Annotated in this window: 27 protein-coding genes; 16 read left to right on the forward strand and 11 right to left on the reverse strand. The window is 36.7% G+C overall.

The annotated features are described in order from the left end of the window. Positions 1–304: 304 nt before the first annotated feature. Entirely contained in the window at positions 305–616 is a 312-nt protein-coding gene (locus BN1082_RS14130; RefSeq protein WP_090635246.1) for a hypothetical protein, read from the forward strand. A gap of 29 nt (positions 617–645) precedes the next feature. Beyond that, positions 646–774 (forward strand): hypothetical protein, encoded by a 129-nt coding sequence (locus BN1082_RS28560; protein ID WP_281177014.1) that lies wholly within the window; start codon positions 646–648, stop codon positions 772–774. 10 nt (positions 775–784) lie between these two features. Here the strand turns inward: BN1082_RS28560 and BN1082_RS14135 are convergent, their stop codons facing one another. Continuing rightward, positions 785–1063, reverse strand: a complete 279-nt coding sequence (locus tag BN1082_RS14135) for an HU family DNA-binding protein (protein WP_090635247.1) — start codon at positions 1061–1063, stop codon at positions 785–787. Positions 1064–1508: 445 nt separating this feature from the next. On the opposite strand from BN1082_RS14135, the gene BN1082_RS14140 reads away from it, so the two are divergent. Further along, the gene (locus BN1082_RS14140) at positions 1509–1769 is read left to right on the forward strand and encodes a hypothetical protein (RefSeq protein ID WP_245640436.1); all 261 of its coding nucleotides are present in this window, start codon (positions 1509–1511) and stop codon (positions 1767–1769) included. A 485-nt stretch (positions 1770–2254) separates the two neighbouring features. On the opposite strand, the gene BN1082_RS27560 is transcribed toward BN1082_RS14140, so the two are convergent. Further along, positions 2255–2494, reverse strand: coding sequence for a hypothetical protein (locus tag BN1082_RS27560; protein ID WP_090635248.1), 240 nt, complete (start codon positions 2492–2494; stop codon positions 2255–2257). Between the two features lie 73 nt (positions 2495–2567). Further along, positions 2568–3356: a CsxC family protein gene (locus BN1082_RS14150; protein WP_090635249.1), complete on the reverse strand. Its 789-nt coding sequence runs from the start codon at positions 3354–3356 to the stop codon at positions 2568–2570. 121 nt (positions 3357–3477) lie between these two features. Here BN1082_RS14150 and BN1082_RS27565 point away from each other — a divergent pair, with 121 nt between their 5' ends. Next, a complete protein-coding gene (locus tag BN1082_RS27565; RefSeq protein ID WP_176699801.1) occupies positions 3478–3657 on the forward strand; it encodes a hypothetical protein in 180 nt (59 codons plus the stop codon). Positions 3658–3832: 175 nt separating this feature from the next. Here BN1082_RS27565 and BN1082_RS14155 read toward each other — a convergent pair whose 3' ends face one another. Beyond that, positions 3833–4084: a hypothetical protein gene (locus tag BN1082_RS14155; RefSeq protein ID WP_090635250.1), complete on the reverse strand. Its 252-nt coding sequence runs from the start codon at positions 4082–4084 to the stop codon at positions 3833–3835. A 351-nt stretch (positions 4085–4435) separates the two neighbouring features. Between BN1082_RS14155 and BN1082_RS14160 the strand changes: the two genes are divergently transcribed. Then, positions 4436–4828: a RidA family protein gene (locus tag BN1082_RS14160; RefSeq protein ID WP_090635251.1), complete on the forward strand. Its 393-nt coding sequence runs from the start codon at positions 4436–4438 to the stop codon at positions 4826–4828. 248 nt (positions 4829–5076) lie between these two features. On the opposite strand, the gene BN1082_RS14165 is transcribed toward BN1082_RS14160, so the two are convergent. From BN1082_RS14165 to BN1082_RS14180, 4 genes are all read right to left on the reverse strand, one after another. Continuing rightward, entirely contained in the window at positions 5077–5367 is a 291-nt protein-coding gene (locus tag BN1082_RS14165; protein WP_090635252.1) for a heterocycloanthracin/sonorensin family bacteriocin, read from the reverse strand. 783 nt (positions 5368–6150) lie between these two features. Continuing rightward, positions 6151–6561, reverse strand: a complete 411-nt coding sequence (locus tag BN1082_RS14170) for a DUF3021 domain-containing protein (protein ID WP_090635253.1) — start codon at positions 6559–6561, stop codon at positions 6151–6153. Continuing rightward, entirely contained in the window at positions 6558–7016 is a 459-nt protein-coding gene (locus BN1082_RS14175) for a LytTR family DNA-binding domain-containing protein (protein ID WP_090635254.1), read from the reverse strand. The genes BN1082_RS14170 and BN1082_RS14175 overlap by 4 nt, the downstream gene beginning before the upstream one ends. A gap of 483 nt (positions 7017–7499) precedes the next feature. Continuing rightward, a complete protein-coding gene (locus BN1082_RS14180) occupies positions 7500–8735 on the reverse strand; it encodes an IS110 family RNA-guided transposase (RefSeq protein WP_090635255.1) in 1236 nt (411 codons plus the stop codon). Between the two features lie 390 nt (positions 8736–9125). Between BN1082_RS14180 and BN1082_RS14185 the strand changes: the two genes are divergently transcribed. Then, positions 9126–9587, forward strand: coding sequence for a GNAT family N-acetyltransferase (locus tag BN1082_RS14185; protein WP_090635256.1), 462 nt, complete (start codon positions 9126–9128; stop codon positions 9585–9587). 176 nt (positions 9588–9763) lie between these two features. Then, positions 9764–9961, forward strand: coding sequence for a hypothetical protein (locus BN1082_RS14190; protein ID WP_090635257.1), 198 nt, complete (start codon positions 9764–9766; stop codon positions 9959–9961). A gap of 153 nt (positions 9962–10114) precedes the next feature. Here the strand turns inward: BN1082_RS14190 and BN1082_RS28905 are convergent, their stop codons facing one another. Both BN1082_RS28905 and BN1082_RS14200 read right to left on the reverse strand, forming a co-directional pair. Further along, positions 10115–10387: a DUF3888 domain-containing protein gene (locus tag BN1082_RS28905; protein ID WP_090635258.1), complete on the reverse strand. Its 273-nt coding sequence runs from the start codon at positions 10385–10387 to the stop codon at positions 10115–10117. After that, positions 10372–11169 carry an HAD family hydrolase gene (locus tag BN1082_RS14200; protein ID WP_090635259.1) on the reverse strand — a complete coding sequence of 266 codons (798 nt, stop codon included), beginning with the start codon at positions 11167–11169 and terminating at the stop codon, positions 10372–10374. The genes BN1082_RS28905 and BN1082_RS14200 overlap by 16 nt, the downstream gene beginning before the upstream one ends. A 650-nt stretch (positions 11170–11819) precedes the next feature. Here BN1082_RS14200 and BN1082_RS14205 point away from each other — a divergent pair. The 9 genes from BN1082_RS14205 to BN1082_RS27570 all read left to right on the forward strand — a co-directional run bounded on the left by BN1082_RS14205 (position 11820) and on the right by BN1082_RS27570 (position 21987). Continuing rightward, the gene (locus tag BN1082_RS14205; RefSeq protein ID WP_090635260.1) at positions 11820–12995 is read left to right on the forward strand and encodes a thiolase family protein; all 1176 of its coding nucleotides are present in this window, start codon (positions 11820–11822) and stop codon (positions 12993–12995) included. A gap of 577 nt (positions 12996–13572) precedes the next feature. Continuing rightward, a complete protein-coding gene (locus BN1082_RS14210; RefSeq protein ID WP_090635261.1) occupies positions 13573–15090 on the forward strand; it encodes a long-chain-fatty-acid--CoA ligase in 1518 nt (505 codons plus the stop codon). Between the two features lie 30 nt (positions 15091–15120). After that, entirely contained in the window at positions 15121–16176 is a 1056-nt protein-coding gene (locus BN1082_RS14215; RefSeq protein ID WP_090635262.1) for a TauD/TfdA family dioxygenase, read from the forward strand. 134 nt (positions 16177–16310) lie between these two features. Continuing rightward, positions 16311–17600, forward strand: coding sequence for an MFS transporter (locus tag BN1082_RS14220; protein ID WP_090635263.1), 1290 nt, complete (start codon positions 16311–16313; stop codon positions 17598–17600). Between the two features lie 224 nt (positions 17601–17824). Continuing rightward, on the forward strand, positions 17825–18820 hold the full coding sequence (locus BN1082_RS14225; protein ID WP_090635264.1) for a TauD/TfdA family dioxygenase: 996 nt from the start codon (positions 17825–17827) through the stop codon (positions 18818–18820). Between the two features lie 138 nt (positions 18821–18958). Then, positions 18959–19891, forward strand: coding sequence for an alpha/beta hydrolase (locus BN1082_RS14230; protein ID WP_090635265.1), 933 nt, complete (start codon positions 18959–18961; stop codon positions 19889–19891). Positions 19892–20292: 401 nt separating this feature from the next. Further along, positions 20293–20859, forward strand: a complete 567-nt coding sequence (locus tag BN1082_RS14235) for a hypothetical protein (RefSeq protein ID WP_090635266.1) — start codon at positions 20293–20295, stop codon at positions 20857–20859. Positions 20860–21019: 160 nt separating this feature from the next. Further along, on the forward strand, positions 21020–21781 hold the full coding sequence (locus BN1082_RS14240) for a glucose 1-dehydrogenase (RefSeq protein WP_090635267.1): 762 nt from the start codon (positions 21020–21022) through the stop codon (positions 21779–21781). A gap of 56 nt (positions 21782–21837) precedes the next feature. Continuing rightward, entirely contained in the window at positions 21838–21987 is a 150-nt protein-coding gene (locus tag BN1082_RS27570) for a hypothetical protein (protein ID WP_176699802.1), read from the forward strand. Between the two features lie 58 nt (positions 21988–22045). Here BN1082_RS27570 and BN1082_RS14245 read toward each other — a convergent pair whose 3' ends face one another. Further along, positions 22046–22819 (reverse strand): SDR family NAD(P)-dependent oxidoreductase, encoded by a 774-nt coding sequence (locus tag BN1082_RS14245; protein WP_090635268.1) that lies wholly within the window; start codon positions 22817–22819, stop codon positions 22046–22048. Between the last annotated feature and the right edge of the window lie 61 nt (positions 22820–22880).

Raw genomic sequence — 22880 nt, forward strand, 5'->3', positions numbered from 1 at the left:
TTTAGGACTGAGACATATCTTAGTTAGTCCATTAAGGGCCCTTTTCTTTAGTAAGAAGTCGTCTTTTTGATATGCCCCTACACATCAAGGGATTAGATTTTATTAAGATAAAAAAAGATTGTGAATATTTTCGCTTAAACTAATGGGTAGCGTTTATCCAAGAAGGATAACGCTTCTTTTTGTTGAACTTATTGTACTAACGATTCAGTTTTGTTTAAGAAAGAATATACAATATGTTAAAATTTTGATAATCAGGAAAAAAATTGCCAGAAAACAATATCGTATTAGGGAGAGAAGAAAATAGATGTTTGGACTATCAAAAAAGGAAACCAAAAAGGACGATGAAGATATTTCACAAGAAGAACAGGAATACATTGATAGTAAAAAGGGGACAAATCCCTATGGGATGATTGTTTTCTTTATGGGTGGATTATCCTTTATGAAAGGATACACTTATGTATTTATTCCGATTATAACAATAATCTTTGGAATAATAACTTATAGAACATATGATAAGGAAAAAGAAGATAATCCGTTTCCATTTTATATCGGTATCCTTTTAGCCTTAATTGGTATATTTACGTTTATAACACATCAAACACCCATATTTGCTTAATATTTTTACAAGGGGAATGTTTTCTAAACATGGCTTTAGTTGAAAACTATAATATATTATTGGCTGCTTTATTAGAGTTTTTGCACCATATCAACATTAGAATTTGGCAAATCAAAATAAAAAAAGTGATGATTAAACCATCACTTTTTGTTATGTAGTAAGAGTAAGTTATTTACCAGCTACAGCATCCTTTAATTGCTTTCCAGGCTTAAATGCAGGTACTTTTCCGCCTTGGATTTCAATTTCTTCTCCAGTTTGTGGGTTACGTCCCTTACGAGAAGCACGTTCACGAACCTCAAAGTTACCGAAACCTATTAATTGAACTTTATCTCCATTTTTTAATGCTTCTAAAATAGAATTAAAAACCGCATCTACAGCTTTGCCAGCATCTTTCTGTGTAAGTTCGGAAGTTTGGGCTACTAGACTCACAAGTTCTGTTTTATTCATTGATAACACTCCTTAAAAATAAATTGAACCCTTATGGGGCGTACCTAAGTTTTACCATATCGCACATAAGTTCGCAACTATTAAACTAAGGTGAATGTTACCTATTTGTGAGAATTTTCACTTAAACTAAAGTGGCAGTTTTATTTAACAAGGGTATTCCCTTTACTTTAGTGAATTATTAATATTGAAAGTATTCTTAAAAATAAGGAGTTGATTTGTTGTGTGAAGGATTAGAAACTAAGCACAAAAGGTCATGAGTATATCCACACTTATACTTTATTAAAAATGGGGAAGATGTAGATCGTGTTACAGCGCCAGATGCCAATGAAAAAACAATTATAAAATTTGTGAGCAAATAAAATGACTGGATCGCTGCCATGCTCGGAAGCCCATCGTTTGATACATGCCGTACCCGGTTCCTAATGACCTAAGGGTGAATAGTATTGTGTATAAACTAACTGGAAAGGAAGAGAAATATACTATGGATATTACACCACAAGAAGAATCCATGATTAAGGCTTTCCGTGAGACTGACTTACCTCCTTTATTTGTGCTCATACGAGTCAGAAATGATATTGCAAATGACATTGCAAATATCAATGAGAACCAAAGAGGTGACATTGTTAAAGCATTAGAAAAATATATCGGCTCACTATGGGAGGACTATCATGAAGGGAAAAAGTCACAAGATAAAGAAAGCACTTAACTAATACAATATAGTAGCTGCAACCCCGCACCACTGTTTTATTCTACTGGACTTTTTGCGGGATGGATTTGCTATGCGGCATGATTTTTCGCCTATAAAAATCGATGAGATAACCTCGATTTTTTCGCTAAAGGGGCCGATTCTTAAATAAGGGAGATTGCCTTTCTTATTGAACATACCCCGCTAATAGAAATAACTCAGTTGTTCCATTATAGGGCGCTTTTCTTAAATAAGAAGGCGTCTGTTTGTATTGTACTGGATTCTGGAACAACACTTATTAGGGATTGGCGTAATATTAAGGTGTAGAAGAGATTGTGAAGGATTCCACTTAAACTATCGGGTGCAAGAGTTTAAGATTGGGATGGCTGCGGCGATCCTTTTTCTTGTTGAGCTAACGTGGCAGGTTAGTGGAAGAAGGACTATTTTTATAGACTAAAAAAAGCTAAGATTTAATCTCCTAGCTTTTTGTGCGTAAGAATATCATTTTAAATAAAACGAACATCTCTATAAATAAAATCACCGTTTGGATTTGTTTCATAATCAAAACAGATTAACTGAAAAGGAATACTGTCTTTTGTTTGAATTGAACCTAATATTTTAATCCCATTTTTAAAAAATATTTCTTCTACTTGTTGAAGCGTTTTACCTCCTTCAGAAAAATTTAATTCGTTTATGATTTTTTCTTTATCCTGCGCATCTTTTAGGATTATTTGAGTGTTATACAAGGATTGAATTGGAGGAAAGGCACTGTTTACAAGAAACAGAACCCTTTTTCTTAAATATGCTGAAGAACATCCATTACATAGGAGGAGTAAGACCAGTAAGCACAGGAACGACTGAAGTTGCTGTAATGGCAAGTTGCTGAGTTTGTAATACTTTTACAGTAAGTTCCAGAATGGTTTTTTCCGTCAACGTGATAAAAGTTCCCTCAGCCGGCGGTTCTACTGGTGAAAAATCAAGTTCAAAGAAGTTTGCGGCTACTAACTCACCAAATGGCTGTTCATTGAATTTGACAAGATTGTTGAAGAAGAATTTATCCAAGCGAGCATTTAAGTTGTTTGTATCACTAAGGAAACTAGACTCGGAAGTTTCATTGATACCGAGGATTGGTAAATTAATAAGCGTTCCAGCCGTTGTACTAAGTTCTGTAAATCCAGTAAATGGAATATCGAAAACTGCATCTCTAAGCGATGTAGTACATGGCGTAATCGGTCCCCCAGCCGCAGTATATTCAATATTTTTGCGAATATGCCCTGCTATAAATAATTTAGCTCTTGAAAAGGTAAAAAAGTCAGTGCCGACAACACGTGTAAATGGTGCTTCCGGAACAATTTTCACTTGATCCAGAAATACATTTTTTTTCACTCTTTTAATTTCAGTTGTTAGAATTTCAAGGTCAATTGTTGCCTCTATAGGAATTTGGACTGTTGGCTCTGCTAATACAACAGGAACTTTAATCCTAGTAACAGTTGGTCCAGCTGTTGTTGTGGTATTTGCACTCGTAAATGAACTCAGTGGTGTTGGTGTTACTGGACAAGGACCTGGGGGGGGCGGATTGACTTGCTCGATTGGGTTGAAGATTATCATTACATCCCATTAAAAACACCTCATTTCATTATAATTTTTTTAGGTGTTACATTGTTATAGTATTCTTTGTACAAGTTAAAGAATGGACAAGCATATTAGTCATTAACATATTTTTATAGAAATGGGCTTTTTGGGCGAGCAGCCAGGTCAAACGGAACAACCAAAAGAGAAAGATACGATTAATAGAGAACTGATAGCGACTACAATCCAAGAGAAAACACGACATGGGAGGATTTCGTTAGTTACCAACGGCATGTATCCGTACCGTTCTATCATTTTACACATCACTTATCACAATTAAATGGACTCGAGTAAAGGCAAGAATTGTGAAGAATTGTACTTAAACAAACGGGTGCTTTAACTAAAAATTTGGGCATAAAAAAGGTGTTACCTTATCTGGTAGCACCTATTTTTATTATTTAAAGTCAGTTTTTATTAATAGAAGTACATTTTTTGAAATTATAAAATTATAAGGCTTAGGCAATCTGAGAACAACCCCCTGTACCAACTTGTCCCGATTGTAATAAATCATTTAAGACTTTCTGATTAATCACTTCATTAAAATCAGAAGGATGGTCTAAGGAAATTCCTCTCCGATTAGCAACAGAAATAATTATGCCTAATTCATAATACATATTTTTTGTAAGAATATCTTTTTCAATATTTTTAATAATTTCATTATAAAAATGAATTAAAAAATCAACAGGTAACTTTTCATAGAAATCCATTATCTATTCACCTCAAACTTCAACGATTGTAAGCCTTTTCAAAAATTATACCATTATTTGTTTTATTCATGATGTTAAAATTGTGTAAAAAATCTAAAAAATATAAAACATTATTGGTATTGTAAAATACGGAGTGTTTGAAGAGGATTATAAAACCGCAACTAGTATAAATTGGTTTTGTTAAAAACTACTTTAACCAGTCATTTACTGACACTACCAAGTGCAACACTAGAACAAGGAAAATGCTCTTTCTTATTAAAGTAACGGGGCAGTTTAGTTTAACAAGGGTGGGGGGGAAATGATAAAATACAATATATATTTCTTATTACATAGGTAAAGGATTGGTTATTTATGAAAAATTCAAGAAACCCTGGCAGTATTCACCCACCAGTGGCTCCATATGTGCACCAAATTGAAATAACAGGAACTAATAGATGGTTAACTTTATCAGGACAATTGGGTATGGATGTCGATGGCACAGTGCCAGAAAATCCTTTAGAACAAATGAAATTAGCTTTAGAAAATATTAAGAGAAACCTTGAAGCTGCAGAGATGGAAGTTAATGATTTAACCAAGTTAGTATTTTATTTAGTTGGTGACTTTAAAGCTAATCAAAGAAGAAAAATTATAAGTGATTTTCTCGGTGAGCACCTCCCATGCACAACAATGGTTTATGTAGTTGCATTAGCTACACCGGTGTTTAAAGTTGAAATTGATGCTTGGGCGTGTAAAGAGGCTAAATAATACTATATATAACTTGTTGAACTAACGGGTGCTAAGAGTTAAAGATCCAACTGCCATCGTTGCAGCTTTTTTTATTATGCTAACGGGGAGTGAAAGAAGGAAGCCCTAGGCTTTACAATTGTGTACTATATTTCCCAATATGATATAGCAAAAAGAAGTGCCCATACAGCAGATCATGCGAGGCACTTCTTTTTATAAAAAAATTTTTGTCGAGATTTACCTACCTTCAAAACAGCTAAAAAAACCAACTAAATAAAGCCGAAACACATCATGCCGCCAAACATCATGCCACCGCCGCACATCATGCCACCGCCGCACATCATGCCACCACCGCACATCATGCCACCACACATCATGCCGCCACAACGCATACCACCGCACATCATGCCGCCACAACGCATACCGCCACACATCATGCCACCGCAACGCATAGCCCCCATTATGCGCGGATCCTGACTCTGAGTACCCATAGGAATTAACTGACCAACTTGGAAATTTTCCATTCCTAAAATTTGGAGTTCATTTTGAAAATTGTGCATTTTTACCTCCCCTGTTTATTTAATAATTAGGTTAAACTGACATCTAACAAGAGATTTGACCGAAGAAATTTTGTCAGTTCTTTGTAAAAAAGAGATACTAAGTGTGCTCTCTTCAACAAAATATGATTCCAATTAGGTGGCTGTTACGGGTTTAAAAGCCTATTTCATGTTAAAAGAATCATAAGATGTTGTTCTGGAAGCAATGATGGCTGAATAATTTTATTCAACTTGCTTTAATGCTCAACGAAATATATCTTGAGGGGGAAGATTTGCTTTTGAAAAGGAAGGTACCCCGTCAAGCCTTATTCTTTTTTGGAACTAAAGGTGGAATACTACCCTTGTTTTGTATCGGAATAAGATTGTGAAGCATTACACTTAAACTATCGGAGGCTTTACTTCAATAACGATATTCAGCAATCGGGCGCGATTGTGAAGCAACACATATAGAAAATGATCCAACTTTTTTATAAAAATCTTATTCTTAGTTAGAAAGATGGACTCCATTTTAATCAATCTTTGTTCAAAATGGAGTTCTTGTGTTTAATAATAAACCAGGGTTTGTGATTTCATTTTAATTAAACTTTATTAAAATGCTACACATTGAGAAAAATGGCAGAACATAAAAAAGAAATAGCAAGTCAGTTATAAAACACTGGCTTGCTATTTTTTATATTTATCAAGTTTATTGCTTCTAACAAAGTTAGAAAACTGTGAAAAATGAAGGTTTGAAAGAAAGATGCACCGTTTTTATAAGCGGTCCCAGTAGCCCATAAACATCAATTCTCATAGTTTCTTTAAACAATCATTTAATTTCCGTGCTTGATTTTTGAAGTAAAGAAAAAATGCAACCCAAAAGATCGTATAGACGACAAAGGAAATTAAGAGTGTTAACAAAATATTTATGATATTAAATGGGATCCATCCGATCGTGAGTGCCAAGATGAGGTATAGGATCGTGACGGTTAAAAACTGAAGAATGGTTTGCTGGGCAAGTTTCAAATTCCTGTTTTTAAAGTACAAAGAACTGACTAAATAAATCCAGCCACAGAGAACTGAACCTATGGAGCTTTTCAAAAATAATGGTCCATCTATCATTTCTAAGCCACCGAAAAGGATATTCAAATTGGTGATTAAAACCGCAATAAAGCTTCCGAAGAAAATACCGATAAAACTACGGATAATAAATGTTTTCATTCTACTTTCCTCCTATTCAATTTTAGAGCTTCTTTAATCGCAGGGACATAGGTACGAGACACATATTCTTTCTTTCCTGATTTGAAGTAAACGCAGAGTGTACCATTGAATGATGCTTCAAAACGGCTCAATTGATTCAAATTGGCGATAACCGATTTAGACAGGCGGATAAATTTTTTAGAAGGGAGCATGGCCTCGAGCTCATATAATTTCTCTTTTAAAATAAATGAATCTGTTTCCGTTACGGCGATAATATGAACGTTTTCAGTATGAAAATAGTGGATGTCATCCGGTTTGAGAATATGTTGCATTTCTCCCTTTTTTCCAATTAGGAATTGTTGCTCCCTTCCATAGATGAAGTCAATTAGTTCCTGTATATTTTCGTCCAACTCAGGCCCTTCGATGGTAACTCTCGTTTCTTTAATTACTTTGTCAATATTAAGGAAAAGTTTCAAATTTCTGACACCTCTTTTCACCTAAAAGTATAATCGTTTAAGCTCTTGATGTCTGTCAATAAATGTTCTTTTAATTTCCTCCTCTCATTGACTTTCTAATCAAATTGTATGATGAAATTCCTTTCAAGTCTGCAAAATCCCAGTAAGTGGAGGGGAAAGAAAAGGTAACTTGTGGAAAATAGTTGATGACTTACATATAAGGAATCCCATGCTCCGTTTAACGAAAACAACAATTTGTTGAGGTAGTTATAAAGAAAGCCATAAAACCTTCAACTGTGAGAGAAGAATTGTTACAGTATTTTTTGAAAAGTTTTATTCATTACTTTGTGTAGTATTGTACTTAAAGTAAACCATCTAATAGTTTGTCAACATTTTTTATTAAAAACTTAAAATGTTTCATGATATACTAAAAATGTGCATGCCAAATAACCTTCCTAAATTCTACTTTTGGAAGGTTTTGTATTGATTAGTTTTATTTATTATTTAAGCTATATCTTGGAAAGTCGAGTTGTTTTTTAATATTGCGTAGATCCATTGTAAAAGCTTATTTGCACAGGCTATTACAGCTACTTTATAAAGCTTTCCTTCTTCGCGTTTCTTATCATAGAACTCTCGTAATCTCTTGTTGCGCGGGATGATATCTTTGGTCGTTTTCTTTTTACGACAATCACGGATGGCACATTTAACAGCTAAATATAATGCACGTCTTAGTCTGCTGGACCCTCTTTTTGTTATTCTGTTTACAGTTCCTTTGAACCTTCCTGATTCAAAGATACTAGGGTCAATTCCGGCAAATGCTACAAGTTTTTTTGGGTGATTAAACCGATCAATCTCACCAATTTCAGAAATAATCGTTGCAGCGATTTTTTCTCCGATACCAGGGATGGATTGGATAATCTTATATTCTATAAGTTCTTTTGCTAAAGCATCTATCTCAACTTCAAACACAGATAGGTGCTTTTGGTATTCTAAAAGCATATTGATATACATTTTTAGGGTTAATATATGGCTTTGATATAAGGTTTTCCGAAAAGGATTCCGTGCTGCTGCAACTATCAGTTCCTTTGCCTTTGTAGCCGCCCACTTACGAGAACGACTTTTACAGTGCTCCTTGATTTTAGCTGCTATTCTTTCTTCTTCAGCTTCTAAGACATCGTTAGATGTAGGATATTCTAGTAGAGTAAGTAAAGAAACAACAGAATATAAATCCCCAAAAACACCTCTATACTCAGGAAAAACCTGATCAAGAACTGCTTGAAACTGTAGCTTAGCTTGTACATATATTCCTGTTAAGTTTTCGTGTTGTCTTGTAAGATTACGAAGGTTTAAGAGTTGAATCCCACGCTTTTTATATGGCTCTAAATCCTCTTTATAGTACAATTCACAGAGATGATTAGCATCGATTATATCTGTTTTTACTTTCCGTAAACTCGAGCTCTTAGCTCGATAGGAGATAAGAGGATTAACAATAATTAATAAATAATCCTTCTCCTCAAAATACTGTACAACAGGGGTATGATAATGCCCTGTAGCTTCGAGTACGATCGGAAGTTTAACCCCAGTTAAACTCTCAATTTCTCTAAGAAATTGGTGTAAATTTTCTAGTCCCTCAAGGGTATGTGTTACTTTAAAACTAGTTTTGTATGGCTTTTTCTTTTCCAAGTAAGCTTGAACCTGACTTTCACCTTTAGCTACATCCAGACCTACGACTGGATTCATTTTTAAATCTCCTCCTCCAATAATGAAATTCACCGGTACCCCTAATCCTTCTTGCAGTATCATAGCTTCGCTTGTTATACGAGATCAATGTCCCAACCAGCCTCAAACATGTTTCTACAAGTAGGGGGCGAACTGTTTACTTTACGGGATCTAAGCCCCACGGGTGCTTACGTTCTACCCCGGCTACCGTAATAATAAAACCATATAAAAAATGGTCAACCAGAAATATCTGGTGACCTTATAATACGAACGGGTGCTTGAGTTCAAAGTCTAGGGTTGCTACTGCAGCCCGTTTCTTATTTCGCTAACGTGGCAGGTTTGTTGAAGAAGGAAAGTTTACCCAAAATGAGGAATATAAATGAACAATGTCAAATGAAAGGGGTGTTTGTGATGTTTAATTTTATTAAAGTTTCCCTTGAACATATCGATACAATAATATGTTTACGGCTGACACTTTTAAAGGAGTTAGGCGAATTGAATACTCCTCAAGAAGAACAACTTATGGAAACTTCAACAAGGGAGTATTTACAAACTTCACTTTCAAACAATGAATTTATATCCTATATGGCTGAAACGAATGGTAAACCTGTAAGTATTAGTGGTATGGTTCTATTTAAAAGACCACCATATTTAGAGAATCTTCAAGGTATTGAAGCCTACATTCTTAATATGTACACTGTTCCCAAATATCGTGGAAAAGGTTTGGCAAGAAGATTACTTGAACATTGTATTGAAGAAAGTAAAAAAAGTGGAGTTAAACGAATTTGGTTGCACGCCTCTAAAGGTGGGGAACCCCTATATAAAAAAATGGGTTTTACAGATAAAGATAGTGAAATGGAACTGTATCTATAATCCGTTTTGATCTTCAACTAACAGGGACGTTTCTGTAATAACAGGAATACTTTTTACTAACGGTGTAGGATACCTTTAGAATGATTTTCGATAAAACTTTAGAAGTTTAGCTATATGAGTTATAAAATAGAACTCCTGTTTCGGCAGGTTTTGATTTTTATCAACGGGAGGTTATCATGCCATTTGGTGCGTTTTTGATGGATGTTTTCTTGTTGTTATTGGTAATTGTTTATTTTGTCAGGACTTTTTTAAAGGGAATCAAGAATAAAATGACATTTATCGAAATTATAAAATCAAATTACTTTTGGATGGGTTCTATGTTAGTTTTTGCTTCCTACATGATTAACAATGTAATTCACTATTTACTAAAATAATAACGAAATGACTAACTATATACTGATTGTGAAGAATTGTACTTAAAGTAAAGTGTGCTTGAGTGAAAGATCGATTTCCGGCAATGATCGCTGCGGCGGTTATTTTTTTTTTTTTAGCTAAAGCAGCAGTATCCGAAGAAAAAAGCACCCTTTTTACAAAGGATGCCTGCATTTAGTTATTTCGTTCGGCTTTAACCTTCTTCTTTTGAAATCAATAGCCTGCCACTCTATGGTTTTTTCATTACTAAAAGTGATCGTCACTAAGTCATGTGGGGGACTGTGGGCACCTTCAAATGTTGTTACCTGGACGGTGACATTAAATAAGGAACTGCCTTGTGGCAGTTCCTTAATTTGGGTTATATTACCACAATAATTTTGTTTAATTTCGCCATATTGCCTTCTAAATAACCCTAAATCACATATGATTTATATGATTTATCAAGATAACGTTCTATAAACTCAGCTACACCATCATTTTCGTGGTGTTCTGTAACAAAATCAGCCGCTGCTTTAACTTCTTCGCTAGCGTTCCCCATTGCTACTCCAGTACCGACATGACGAAGCATCTCTATATCATTGGGTCCGTCTCCGATGGCTACGACTTCATTTGGACTAATTCGAAATGCGCGAAGTAAACTTTTTATAGCAGACCATTTGGAAACATTAGGAGCAACTAATTCAAACCCGTTATTCCAATTGATTACGTCTGCTTCCTTTTTAAACAAAGCAGATAAATCATTACTTGGTTCACCTGTTAGAACACTATATTTAAGAACATTTTGATAATTTGCCTGTCTTAAATCTCCGATATACCGTGGCGGAATTTGCCCAATTTTTGTCCAGTAATCGATTTCTTCATTTGTTTCCTTACAATAAAGCCCATTTGCAGTATGGATAATAATATTACAAGGATTTTCAGCGGTCAGATGGTGGAATCGTTCTTCATTCAGTTGGACGGTTTTCATTTGCATAGCTTTTCCTGTCTTTTCATCGTAAATCGCGGCACCATTCAAACAGATCATAGGAGTTCGTAAACCAATTTCTTTATGGTAGGGAGCGGTTACTTCATAGTGTCGACCAGTAGCTAAAAAAACCTTGACCCCCTGATCAATGAGCCTATAAATGGCTTCCATATTTCGGCGGGAAATGTTGTTTGAGGCTTTTAGTAGTGTACCATCCATATCAATAAATACAGCACGTACATTCATTTATATTGCCTCCTCATTTGTTGGTAAAACCATCATATCATCTGAATATTAAAGTCTTGTAAACTTAGTGTATGGAATCAATAAAGATTATTGGTATGCAGGGGATGGTCCAATGAAGTTAAATATATTAATCCAATAACGGGGCTTTCGTTAAAGATGGGATGGCTACGGCTATCCTGTTTTCTCATTAACTAACGGGTGATAGAGTTCAAGATGGGGTTCCAGCAGAAATGAAAGAAAATAATCGCTGCAGCGGTCATTTTTTCTTGTTGAACTGATATGTACGAAACTGTCAATCATCTGTTATCAACAATAGAAAAGGATATCTTTGATTGATCTTCATCGGACAAGCTTTGAAATATACCCAGCAAGCCATCTTAGTATACAAAATAGCTTTTATATAAGTGATATTTATAATTAAATTAAAATCTTTAATTTTATTTAATCAAAATTTATGAGTATGCTTAGTGTAATAAATGATTTTTCAGAAAATTTAGGAAATAGGATGGGAAAGGAGTGAAGTGAACTATGACCCTAAAAAGTGAAAATCCAGAAGCAAAGCAATCCCTCGTTCATGCTGATTCGAAAGTGGGTATGTGTATATTTATTAAATAAGAAAACTAATTTAATAAGAAATGAGGGGATAGTGTATGGAAAATGTTTATTTAGTAGAGGCTCTTAGGACTCCTATTGGGAGTTTTGGTGGTTCATTGAAAGATGTAGGTGCTGTGCAACTTGCAACAGAAGTCATGAAGGAAGTTTGGAAGCGATCCAGCCTTTCGGGTGAATGTATTGATGAGGTCGTGCTAGGTAATGTACTTAAATCGGGAGTCAAAGGGAACCCTGCTAGACAAGCTGCGATCCACGCCGGGATACCTGTGTCAGTACCTGCTATGACAATAGATAAACAATGTGCATCTGGCTTGCGTGCAATTACACTAGCCTACCACCAAATTCAAGCTGGAGAATCAAATGTTGTGATCGCAGGGGGGACAGAAAGTATGAGCAATGTCCCGCATTTGGTGTTGAATGCCAGGTGGGGACAGAAAATGGGAGATTTACGGACGGTAGATGCACTATTTCATGATGGACTTCATTGTGCAATTGAAGGATACCATATGGGGATTACAGCTGAGAATCTAGTGGAACGCTATCAAATTTCGCGGGAAGAACAAGATGTTTTTGCTTTAGATAGTCAGATAAAGGCGCTTAAAGCTAGAGAACAGGGTAAATTCCAAGAGGAAATCATTCCAATTCAGATAAAAACCAAGCAAGGTACCGGGATATTCACAGAAGATGAGAGTATAAAAAATACCAATCTAGGGAAATTACACAATCTGAAACCAGCTTTTAAAGAAAATGGAACGGTGACTGCAGGAAATTCTTCTGGATTAAATGACGGGGCCGCGGCTGTTATTGTTGCTTCTGAACAAGCAGTAAAGGAATACAACTTAAAACCACTTGCCAAAATTCGTTCAGTTGCAAGTGCTGCAGTGGCACCTTCTATTATGGGGATTGGGCCAGTGCCGGCGACACAGAAAGCCCTTGAGAGAGCAAATCTAACCATCCAGGATATTGAACTGGCAGAATTAAATGAAGCTTTTGCAGCACAAGTACTGGCTGTAAATAAAGAATTATGTTTGCCAGAGGAGATTATAAATGTTAATGGAGGAGCCATTGCCTTAGGGCACCCAATAGGATGTTCAGGTGCACGGATCGTGGTTACCCTAGTCCATGAATTACGACGACAAAAGAAACAAATTGGATTGGCATCCTTATGTGTTGGCGGTGGACAAGGCGTATCAATCATTGTCGAAGCGATATAAAGCGGTTACATTTTTTCTGCATTTTCGAACTCCAGCGAAATAAATAGATTGAAACCCTTAATAAATAAGGGTTTCTGATGTTTAAGCCACTTTTCATAAAGTGGTTTTTTATTTTTTTATAGGTAGATATGGACCGAAAAGAAGGAGGCTGTCCCAAAAGGTGACAGGCACCACTATATGTACAAAGTTTATGATAATTTTTCCGCAATGTTGATTGGAGCGGAAGGAGCTCGATCCTCGAAAATGCTATCGCATTTCCTTCGTGCGGTGTTGATTCAAAGATGATGATTCAACGTCCTGCGGGAGTGGGTCATGAGAGACCCCGCAGGCGCAGGCAGCGCCGAGGAGGCTCCCCTGACCGCCCGCGGAAAGCGAGCTTCTTGAGCGGAAATCAACAGACAAATTTCTTAATGTTCATGACTGAATCTCTTTATCATATTAGTATTTTTTATTTACAGATTAAAATCTTTAATTTTATATAACTGATATTTATTAATATACTTAATGTAATAATATTTTAAATATTCACAATAGAAGGTAAACAAAACGCCTATGTGAGAAAAAGGAGGGATTATTAATGAGTTATAACTTAGACGAAAATCTGCGAAGAAGTGCAATGAATTACCCAAATAGTATCGCTTGTATCTATGAAGATAAAAGTGTTACTTATCATGAACTAAATAAGCAGGTTGAAGGATTGGCTGCCGGTTTGTTTGCCCAAGGAATCAAAAAGGGTGATGGAGTGGCGCTAATATTAGGAAACAGCCCTGAATTTGTTATTGCGTATTACGGCATTTTACGGCTAGGAGCTTATGTTGTTCCGATAAACCCCATGTTTACCAAGGGGGAGATAAACTACATTTTACACAATAGTCAAGCCAAAGCGGTTATTTCTCAAGTTTCCGTAGAACATAAGTTAAAAGACATAAGGGATCAATTGGAAAATCTAAAGCTCGTAATCTATACGGACGCTGAAGATCATGAAAGTACATGGAAGCAACTGATAGAAACAAATAATAACAATTATGAAAACCCTTTCATCAACGAAGAAAACCTAGCAGTCATTCTTTACACTTCAGGAACAACTGGTAAACCAAAGGGTGCGATGTTAACGCATAAAAACTTGGCTTCGAATGCTGACGCCATTTCAAAATTAATTGAACTTAATGATAAAGATCGAGTAGTAGCTGTCCTTCCAATGTTTCATGTTTTCTGTATGACTATATGTCTAAATGCGCCAATTGCCTGTGGGGCAACGGTCCTGATCATGCCTAAGTTCAGCCCGCTCCAACTTGTAAGCACTATTCGCGAAAGAAAGGTTACTGTGTTTGCCGGCGTTCCAACTATGTACAATTTCCTTTATCAATTTCCTGATTCCACGGCGGAGGATTTCTTATCAATTCGTGTGTGTATATCTGGGGGTGCTTCGATTCCGGTCGAGCTGCTGCAAAAATTTGAAAACAAATTTAATGTTTTTATTTTGGAAGGGTATGGCCTATCTGAGACTGCTCCTCTCGTTGCCATCAATCCTTTAAAGGGAATTCGCAAGCCCGGCTCAATCGGTCTAAATATTCCAGGTGTTAAAACTAAGGTGGTAAATGAAGAGGGGAAACAATTACCTAGAGGAGTAGTAGGAGAATTAGTAGTTCAAGGACCAAATGTTATGAAGGGATATTTGGGAATGTTGGAAGCTACATCATCCGCCTTAATAGATGGATGGGTTTACACAGGTGATCTGGCAACAGTGGATGAGGATGGATACATTTACATTGTTGACCGCAAAAAGGACATCATTATTATTGGCGGATACAATGTGTACCCTCGTGAAGTAGAGGAAGTATTGTTTCAACATCCTGCAGTTGTAGAAGCAGCAGTAATTGGTATCCCGGATGGAGAGTACGGGGAAAAAGTAAAAGCCTTTATCGCAGTCAAGGATGAGCAGATTTCCGAGAATGATATTATCCAATTCTGTCAGGAGCGACTAGTGAAGTACAAGCTTCCTAATCAAGTAGAGTTTTTGAGAGAGTTACCAAAGAACTCAACTGGAAAAATTTTGCGCAGAGAATTAAGACAATTAATTGAAGTGAAGTTATAAACTTACCATATTATTGAAGGAGGATTATTTATGTCATCCATTTTAAAGGAAAAAGTTAAAGGACCAGTAGCGTGGAAAGGTGTTGACCTGGCTAAAGATGAATCATGGGTTTATTATTTGTCAGAAAAAACGATTGAATCTCTAGAAAATGCGTTATCCCATGTTAAACAAAAGGGTCTACAAGCACCTGATTTTACCAAGGAGGACTTCCCAATTCCTGATCTTGCCGATGAAATCACTTACTTTGTTGAAGAACTGGAGAATGGAAGAGGGTTTTTATTAATTCGTGGATTACCAATGGAAAGGTATTCAGATGAAGATGCGAGCATTATTTACTGGGGTCTCGGGCTTCACATGGGCATTCCAGTATCACAAAACGCAAATGGCGATCTTTTAGGGCATGTCAAAGATCAAGGTCTAAGTTTAAAAGATTCTAATGTTCGCGGATATCAAACAAAACTGCATCTTCCTTTTCACGCAGATGGATCTGATGTTGTTGGATTATTGAGCCTTCGTAAAGGAAAATCCGGGGGTCACAGCAGCATCGTAAGTTCGATGGCTGTTTATAATGAAATTCTGGAGAAGTACCCAGAATATCTTGGTATTCTTTGCCGTCCATTCATCTTTGATCGTCGCGGAGAGGAAGCGCCAGGTGAATCTCCAGTATTTTCATCACCAATCTTTAGTTTTTATGATGGTAAATTGAGCTGCAGATATGTTCGTTTATTTATCGAATCAGCACAAGAGAAAACAGGTATCAAATTGTCAGAAGTTGAAATTGAAGCATTAGACGTACTGGATTCCCTCCTTCATGATGAAAATATGCATTATAATATGTTGCTCGAAGAAGGTGATATGCAGTTCGTCAATAATTATACCGTTCTTCACTCACGTACCAATTACGAAGACTATGAAGAACCGGAACGCAAACGTCATTTATTAAGATTGTGGCTTACGATGCAAAACGGCCGTGAAATTTCGCCTGATTTTGCGATGTTTATTGATGAGAAAACAGGTAAACCTGGCCGCGGCGGTATTCCTGTCCGTCAGAAAACATCTGGTGGTATTATTGAAAACTTAAAGTAATACGGCTCAGCCCGGAAGACTTACCTTTATAATCCATTTCATGACAACATTGTTAGATTATTTGATGGGGAGCACCTTTTCAGTTTTCGGGAAAAGGTGTTCCCTTGATGGCAAAAATAAGGAGGATTTAAATATTGAGAACTCCCAAATATTCTTGGATTATATTAATATTTCTAGTTATTAGCGGTATGATCAACCAAGTAGATAAAATTGTGATTGGTTTGGTTTCCGTTCCCGTCATGAAAGAGTTCCATTTAAGTCCTTCCCAATGGGGAATGGTGGGAAGCTCCTTCTTTTGGTTTTTTGTCCTTTCCTCTATCATTCTTGGAGGCATGGCAGACTCTAAAAACACGAAAAAAATGCTGACTTGGATGTCATTGATTTGGTTGACGATTCAATTTGCTACACCTTTTGTTTCCAGTCTGTCAATGCTGGTTATCACAAGAATGATCCTGGGTGCGGGAGAAGGCCCAGCTCCTGCTCTATCAACGGCAATAATGGGAAAATGGTTTCCGAAACATAGACATGGTATAGGCTTTGGCGCCGTTCTTTTAGGAACAACAGGGGGCTCAGCAATTGCATCGCCACTATTAATCTCTTTAATCGGTCAATATGGATGGAGATCTGCCTTTATATTCATGGGGATTGTTGGACTGATTGTGCTAGTCCTATGGATCGTTTTCGGTAAAGAAAGTCCCGAAGAAATCGGGATGCCCTCATTTCATATGGAGGCTCAGCAAACATCCAGCCTTTCAAAGGTTTCTTGGCGTGAGTTTCTTCCACATTTACTGTCTAAAAATTTTATATTTACCGTTTTGTGTGGAGGATGTGCCTATTGGTTATTATCTATTCAGGCCATATGGTTTCCCGCATACTTTACGAAAGTTCAACACTTTAATGGTCAAACATTGAAACTTGCGGTGTCTTTACCTTTTCTTTTCGCCGCCATTTGCCAAATCGGATTTTCGCTTGTTTCAGATAGGCTTTATCGCAAAACTGGGGATATTCGAAAAGCACGAATAAATCTCGCCAGTTCTATGATGGTGTTATCTGCAATTTGTGTATACCTGGCCATTACTGTGAATTCAAGCGCAATTTCCATACTGTTCTTTACACTTGCTCCAGGTTTTGCGTATGTCATTCTTTCCCTTGCACCTGCCATATTAATGGATTTCTTTTCTCCTCAAAATATTGGAAAAGCACAGGGAACGTTCATTGCTCTTTCAAGTTCAACAAGTATTATTGCTCCACTCGTATTCGGATATCTTATCCAATATTCCGCGACTGAGGTAATCGGATATCGTTATGGGTTTGAAGTAACTGCTTTGGGCATGTTTGTTATCGGATTATTGTTCTGGATCGGTGTACGTCCCACAAAGAAAAGTCACATAGCGATAAAAGCAGAGGAACAATTGAACATTTAAATCATTTCCAGCAAGGAATTTAGTTTTTTGAATATGTCAGTTTGAGAGATTGGTTGAGATTAAATATTAACAATACTTATTTACAAGTTAAAAATAATAATTTTACTTAATTAATAGTTATAATTAAACTAGAAATAATAAATTCGCAATAGTCAGTCAATTTATACATGCAATCTCTAACAAATGCGAATTCCAAAAAACATATTCTTGAAGGAGGCATATTTATGTCGAGCATTTTAAAGGAAAAAGTTCAAGGGAGATCAGCATGGAAAGGTACTGAATTGGCTAAGGATGATTCATGGATTTATTATCTGTCAGAGGAAACTCTCGCAGTTCTTGAAAAGGCTGTATTACATGTTCAACAAAAAGGATTAAAGGCACCTGATTTTAAAAAGGAGGATTTCCCAATTTCAGGTCTTGCTGATGAAATTGCTTATTTTGTAGACGAGTTGGAGAATGGGAGAGGGTTTCTATTAATTCGTGGATTACCAATGGACCGATATACTGATGAAGAAGCGGCTATTATTTACTGGGGTCTCGGACTTCACTTGGGTCTGCCGATTATCCAAAGCAAAAAAGGGGATCTGTTAGGGCATATCAAAAACGTAGGTAAAGACTTTAATGATAATACAAAAGTACGTGGTTACCAGACAAATGTACACCTTGACTATCACACAGACCTCGCCGATGTCGTCGGATTATTATGTCTTCGCAAAGCGAAATCTGGCGGTTTAAGCAGTATCGCAAGTGCGATGGCGATCTATAATGAGATTTTGGAGAAGCACCCAGAGTACCTTGACATCCTCTTTCGTCCATTCGATCATGATCTTCGCGGGGAAGAAGGAGCAGGTCGATCTCCAGTAGTTCCATCACCAATCTTTAGCTATTACGATGGTAAATTAAGCTGCAGATATATGCGGCAATATGTCGAATCAGCGCAAACGAAAACAGGTATCTCTTTATCAAAAGAGGAAATCGAAGCATTTGATTTTATAGATTCCCTTACTCATATTGAAAACTTTCATATTGATATGATGATGGAACCGGGTGATATGCAATTCGTCAATAATTATTCCGTTTTTCATTCTCGGACCCATTTTGAGGATTACGAAGAAGAACACAAGAAACGCCATTTATTAAGATTATGGCTCATGATGCCAAATGGCCGGAAAATTGCCCCGGATTTTGAGTTTTATATCGGGGGAGTACCTGTTAAATAAACAGTTAGCGTTAGATAAAATCCCTTTTTTCGTACTCATACAGTATGGTGGTTTTTTTCATCGAAAAATGGTGGAAAAAACCACCATTTAATGTGTTGAAATTTAATTTAATATAGTTGGAAGTGAGGATGATGTTTCATGGCAAATTTAGATCCGCAAGCAGAGAAATATTTACAGGCATTTAATATGATGCCTCCTATTCATACAATGGATCCAAAGACCGTGAGAGAGATGCTTTTGAAAGCTCCGCATGCTGACGTAACTGTAGATCAACTTTCAAATGTAGAGGATAGAATGATTCCGGTGAGTCTGGATGATGAAATTAAATGCAGGATATACATCCCGGAAGGGGAAGGTCCATTCCCGCTATTTGTTTACTATCATGGCGGCGGTTGGGTCCTTGGAGATATTGAATCGGTGGACCCCAGTTGCCGAATGATTGCAAATAAGACGAATAATATTGTCGTATCGGTAAACTATCGTCTTTCACCTGAGTATAAATTCCCGATCCCAGTCGAAGACGCTTATGCGGCATTGGAGTGGGTCTTTAAAAACGGGACCTCTTTTAACGGAGATGTTACTAGATTGGCAGTAGGCGGGGATAGCGTAGGTGGGAATCTGGCAACGGTAGTCACGATGATGTCGAGAGACAGAAAAGGTCCCGCCATTAATGCACAGGTCCTAATCTACCCTCCGACAAACCTTGAGTTAAATACGGAATCCCATCGAAAATTCGCAAAAGGATTTGGTTTGGATCGGGAGCAATTGATATGGTTCCGTGATCATTATTTAAGGAATGAAGCGGACAGGTACAATGAGTACGCGTCCCCTTTGATTGCTAAAACTTTAAGCGGACTTCCGCCAGCCATCGTGATTACTGCGGAAAATGATGTCCTTCGGGATGAAGGAATGGCTTATGCTGAATGTCTGAAACAATTTGGTGTACCAGTTGAATATGCATGTGAGACCGGGATGATCCACGGCTTTTTTGGACACATGGCTATTTTCTCCAAGAACATTGAATCGACTGTATCTAAAATCGGCAAGTTCTTGGAGAGCACCAATATGTGAGTTAGTCTTACCATAGGATAAAAAGTTCAAAATGAAACGAGCCCCGGATTTTAGTAACGGGTCCATTGAAGGGGACAAAACAATCAAATAGTATTTAATATCACAGACCTATCCACAAAATCGGGTAGGTCATTTTTATTAATATAAAGCCATTTACACAATTTAGGCAGCAAAAAAAGCACTAATTTTAGGATAAAAATATACTTTTACAATAGCTCTTGTACGTCGGTGTTTAGTCTGATTTTTTATAAAACAAAAGGGATGCTGTTGTTACTTAGGCAGAGCAAGATTAATTTGTGATAAAATCAGCCAAAGGAAGTTGAGGAAACAGGTATTTTTCAAAAATGTGGAAATATTATGATAAAATATGGGTATAGTTGGATAAAAAAAGGGGGTTCAAAATGAAACGATATATTATGCCTTTAGGCTTAATATTACTTTTTACTCTTTTAACAGCTTGCTCATCTAAATCATCTTTAGAACTTGTAAATTCAAAAGCTGATATTGTTAATGATAAAAATAAGGTCGGTGCAATAGGTATAACAGAAGGTGATAAGAAAGGGCAAGAACTCGTACCAACGGTGTTATATTATGAATTTGAAATTAAAAATAATGGTCATAAAAAAATAGGAGGAATTGGTAAGGGGTTACAAGTTAAAATTGAACCAAGTGATAAATTAGTAGCTATCTCCAAAGAAACAGCTGGTTTTAATATTTTTAAACCCTCTTCATATGATGGAACGGGCGTAGGATACGGAACTTCTTTTGATGGGGAAATCTATCCTAATAAAAATGGGAAATACATTTTAACTTTCGATTTGGGTGTAAGCGAAGAAAACCCACAAGTTCCTCTAATAGTTCCATCAAAAGAAAAGCTAAATAAACTTAAGGATAATGCTTTAGATGCTTCTCTTATAGTAACTTTAGATGGTATAGAAATAACTCGATTTAACTTAAAAAAGAAATAGTTAAAATTGTGCTATTTAATTTGATGAAAAACAAATTAAAAACAGTAAAGCATCGGTGCTAAAACCGATGCTTTTTTAGGTGTTAAATGCTAACGAGGGTCAGTTTTGTTCATAAATTTACTTACTGAAAATATCCTTAAGGTAAGAAAGGGGAGGGGAAATGAATTCATTTACAAATAAGGTAGCTTTGGTTACAGGCGGGGGTTCAGGGATTGGAAGAGCTATAGCTATAAATTTTGCTAATAAAGGTTCAAAAGTAGTTGTGGCAGGAAGATCACCTAAAACGATTAAAGAAACTCAGAACTTAATTCGAGAAATGGGGGGAGAAGCTCTTTCATTTCAAACCGATGTGAGTTCTACTGAACAGGTTAAAAAATTAATTCAATTAACCGTAGATAATTTTGGAAGTCTGGATTTTGCTTGTAATGCTGCAGGAGTAATAGGAAGTCTTGCACCAATTGCTGATACTATAGAAGATGATTTTGAGACAGTTATCAATACTAATCTTAAAGGTGTATGGCTATGTATGAAATTTCAGATACAACAGATGCTGAAGCAAGGTTACGGAAATATTGTAAACATTTCATCGATTAATGGTTTAGGAGGAACTCCGACTGCATCAGTTTATGCTGCAAGTAAAGCTGGAGTTATTAGTCTAACAAAGTCTTCCGCACTTGAATATGCGAAATCAAATATACGTATTAATGTTATCTGTCCTGGTGCGATCCGCACACCTTTATTAGAAAAGGTATTTATGGAAACAGGAGTTACTGAAAGCCAAACTGAATCAGTTATTCCTCTAGGAAGAATTGGAGATCCAAACGATATAGCTGACTCTGCAATTTGGTTATGCTCTGATCAAGCTTCATATATAAATGGGCACGTTATGGTTATAGATGGCGGTGAATCAGCTAAAGGATGAATCTAATATCAAATTAATCTATAGGATGTTGCTTGTTCAACAATCGGGGGTTTTAGTTGAAGATGGTTTGGGAATTATGGAATCAAGAAAACTCGCCAAAAAAAGTTGCGGCGAGTTTTGCTTTTTTATATGCCAAAAGCTACGTCAAAACGATTGTCATTTTGATACAAATTTTTAAAAAAGGACCTCAAAACGGAACCCTTTAGGATTTTAATGAGGCTCGTTTTTTTAATAAGCTTTGCATATTCTACTTTTTTAATATTCTTAGTAATAAACGTTATTCCCAATGCCGCCAGTTACCGAAATGACATCGCCGGTAATCGATCCCGACAAAGGTGAAGCTAGGAAGGTAACGACATTAGCAATTTCCTCCGCTGTGATTAAGCGGTTAAGCGGACTCAATGCTGCTGCCTTACTCAAAGCCTCCTCACTTGTCATTCGTTCTCTATTTGTTTCCGTATCGACAATTCCTGGATAAATCGCATTGACAGTAATTCCATGCTTGCCTAATTCCAGTGATGCCGATTTTGTTAAATGGACAACAGATGCATTGCGGGGACCTGAGCTAAAATAGTTTCCACCGATTCTGGCAGCCAAGCCGCTTATATTGATGATACGTCCCCAATTATTTTCAATCATATAAGGTGCAACAGCCCGCATACTGCGGAAATACCCCATATACTTTTCTTCAAAATCTTTTAAAATAAGTTCATCTTTAATGCCGTGAAAATCCTCTGGATCTCCACCGCCAACCCGTGCCCCACTGTTGACGAGAATATCAATACTGCCCATGGCAGCCGCTGTTTTTTCTACCAAATTTTTGATAGATTCAGGATCCGTGATATCTGCCGTGATCGGGTAAATATTTCTTTTTGTTTCTTGCGCTAATTCATCTGCAGCAGCCTTTAAAGAGGATTCATTTCTTGAACAAATTGTACAATCTGCACCTTCCAGTGCTAACTGGCGGGCAATCGCTTTCCCAATCCCGCGGCTTCCTCCTACTATTAGCGCTTTTTTTCCAGATAACTTTAAGTCCATTGTATAACCCCCTAGTTCGATTTAACCCGCAAAACCCGGAGTGGATTTTGGAATAATTAAC

It is taken from the genome of Neobacillus massiliamazoniensis (assembly GCF_001048695.1).
GTDB classification, from domain to species: Bacteria; Bacillota; Bacilli; order Bacillales; family Cytobacillaceae; genus Neobacillus; species Neobacillus massiliamazoniensis.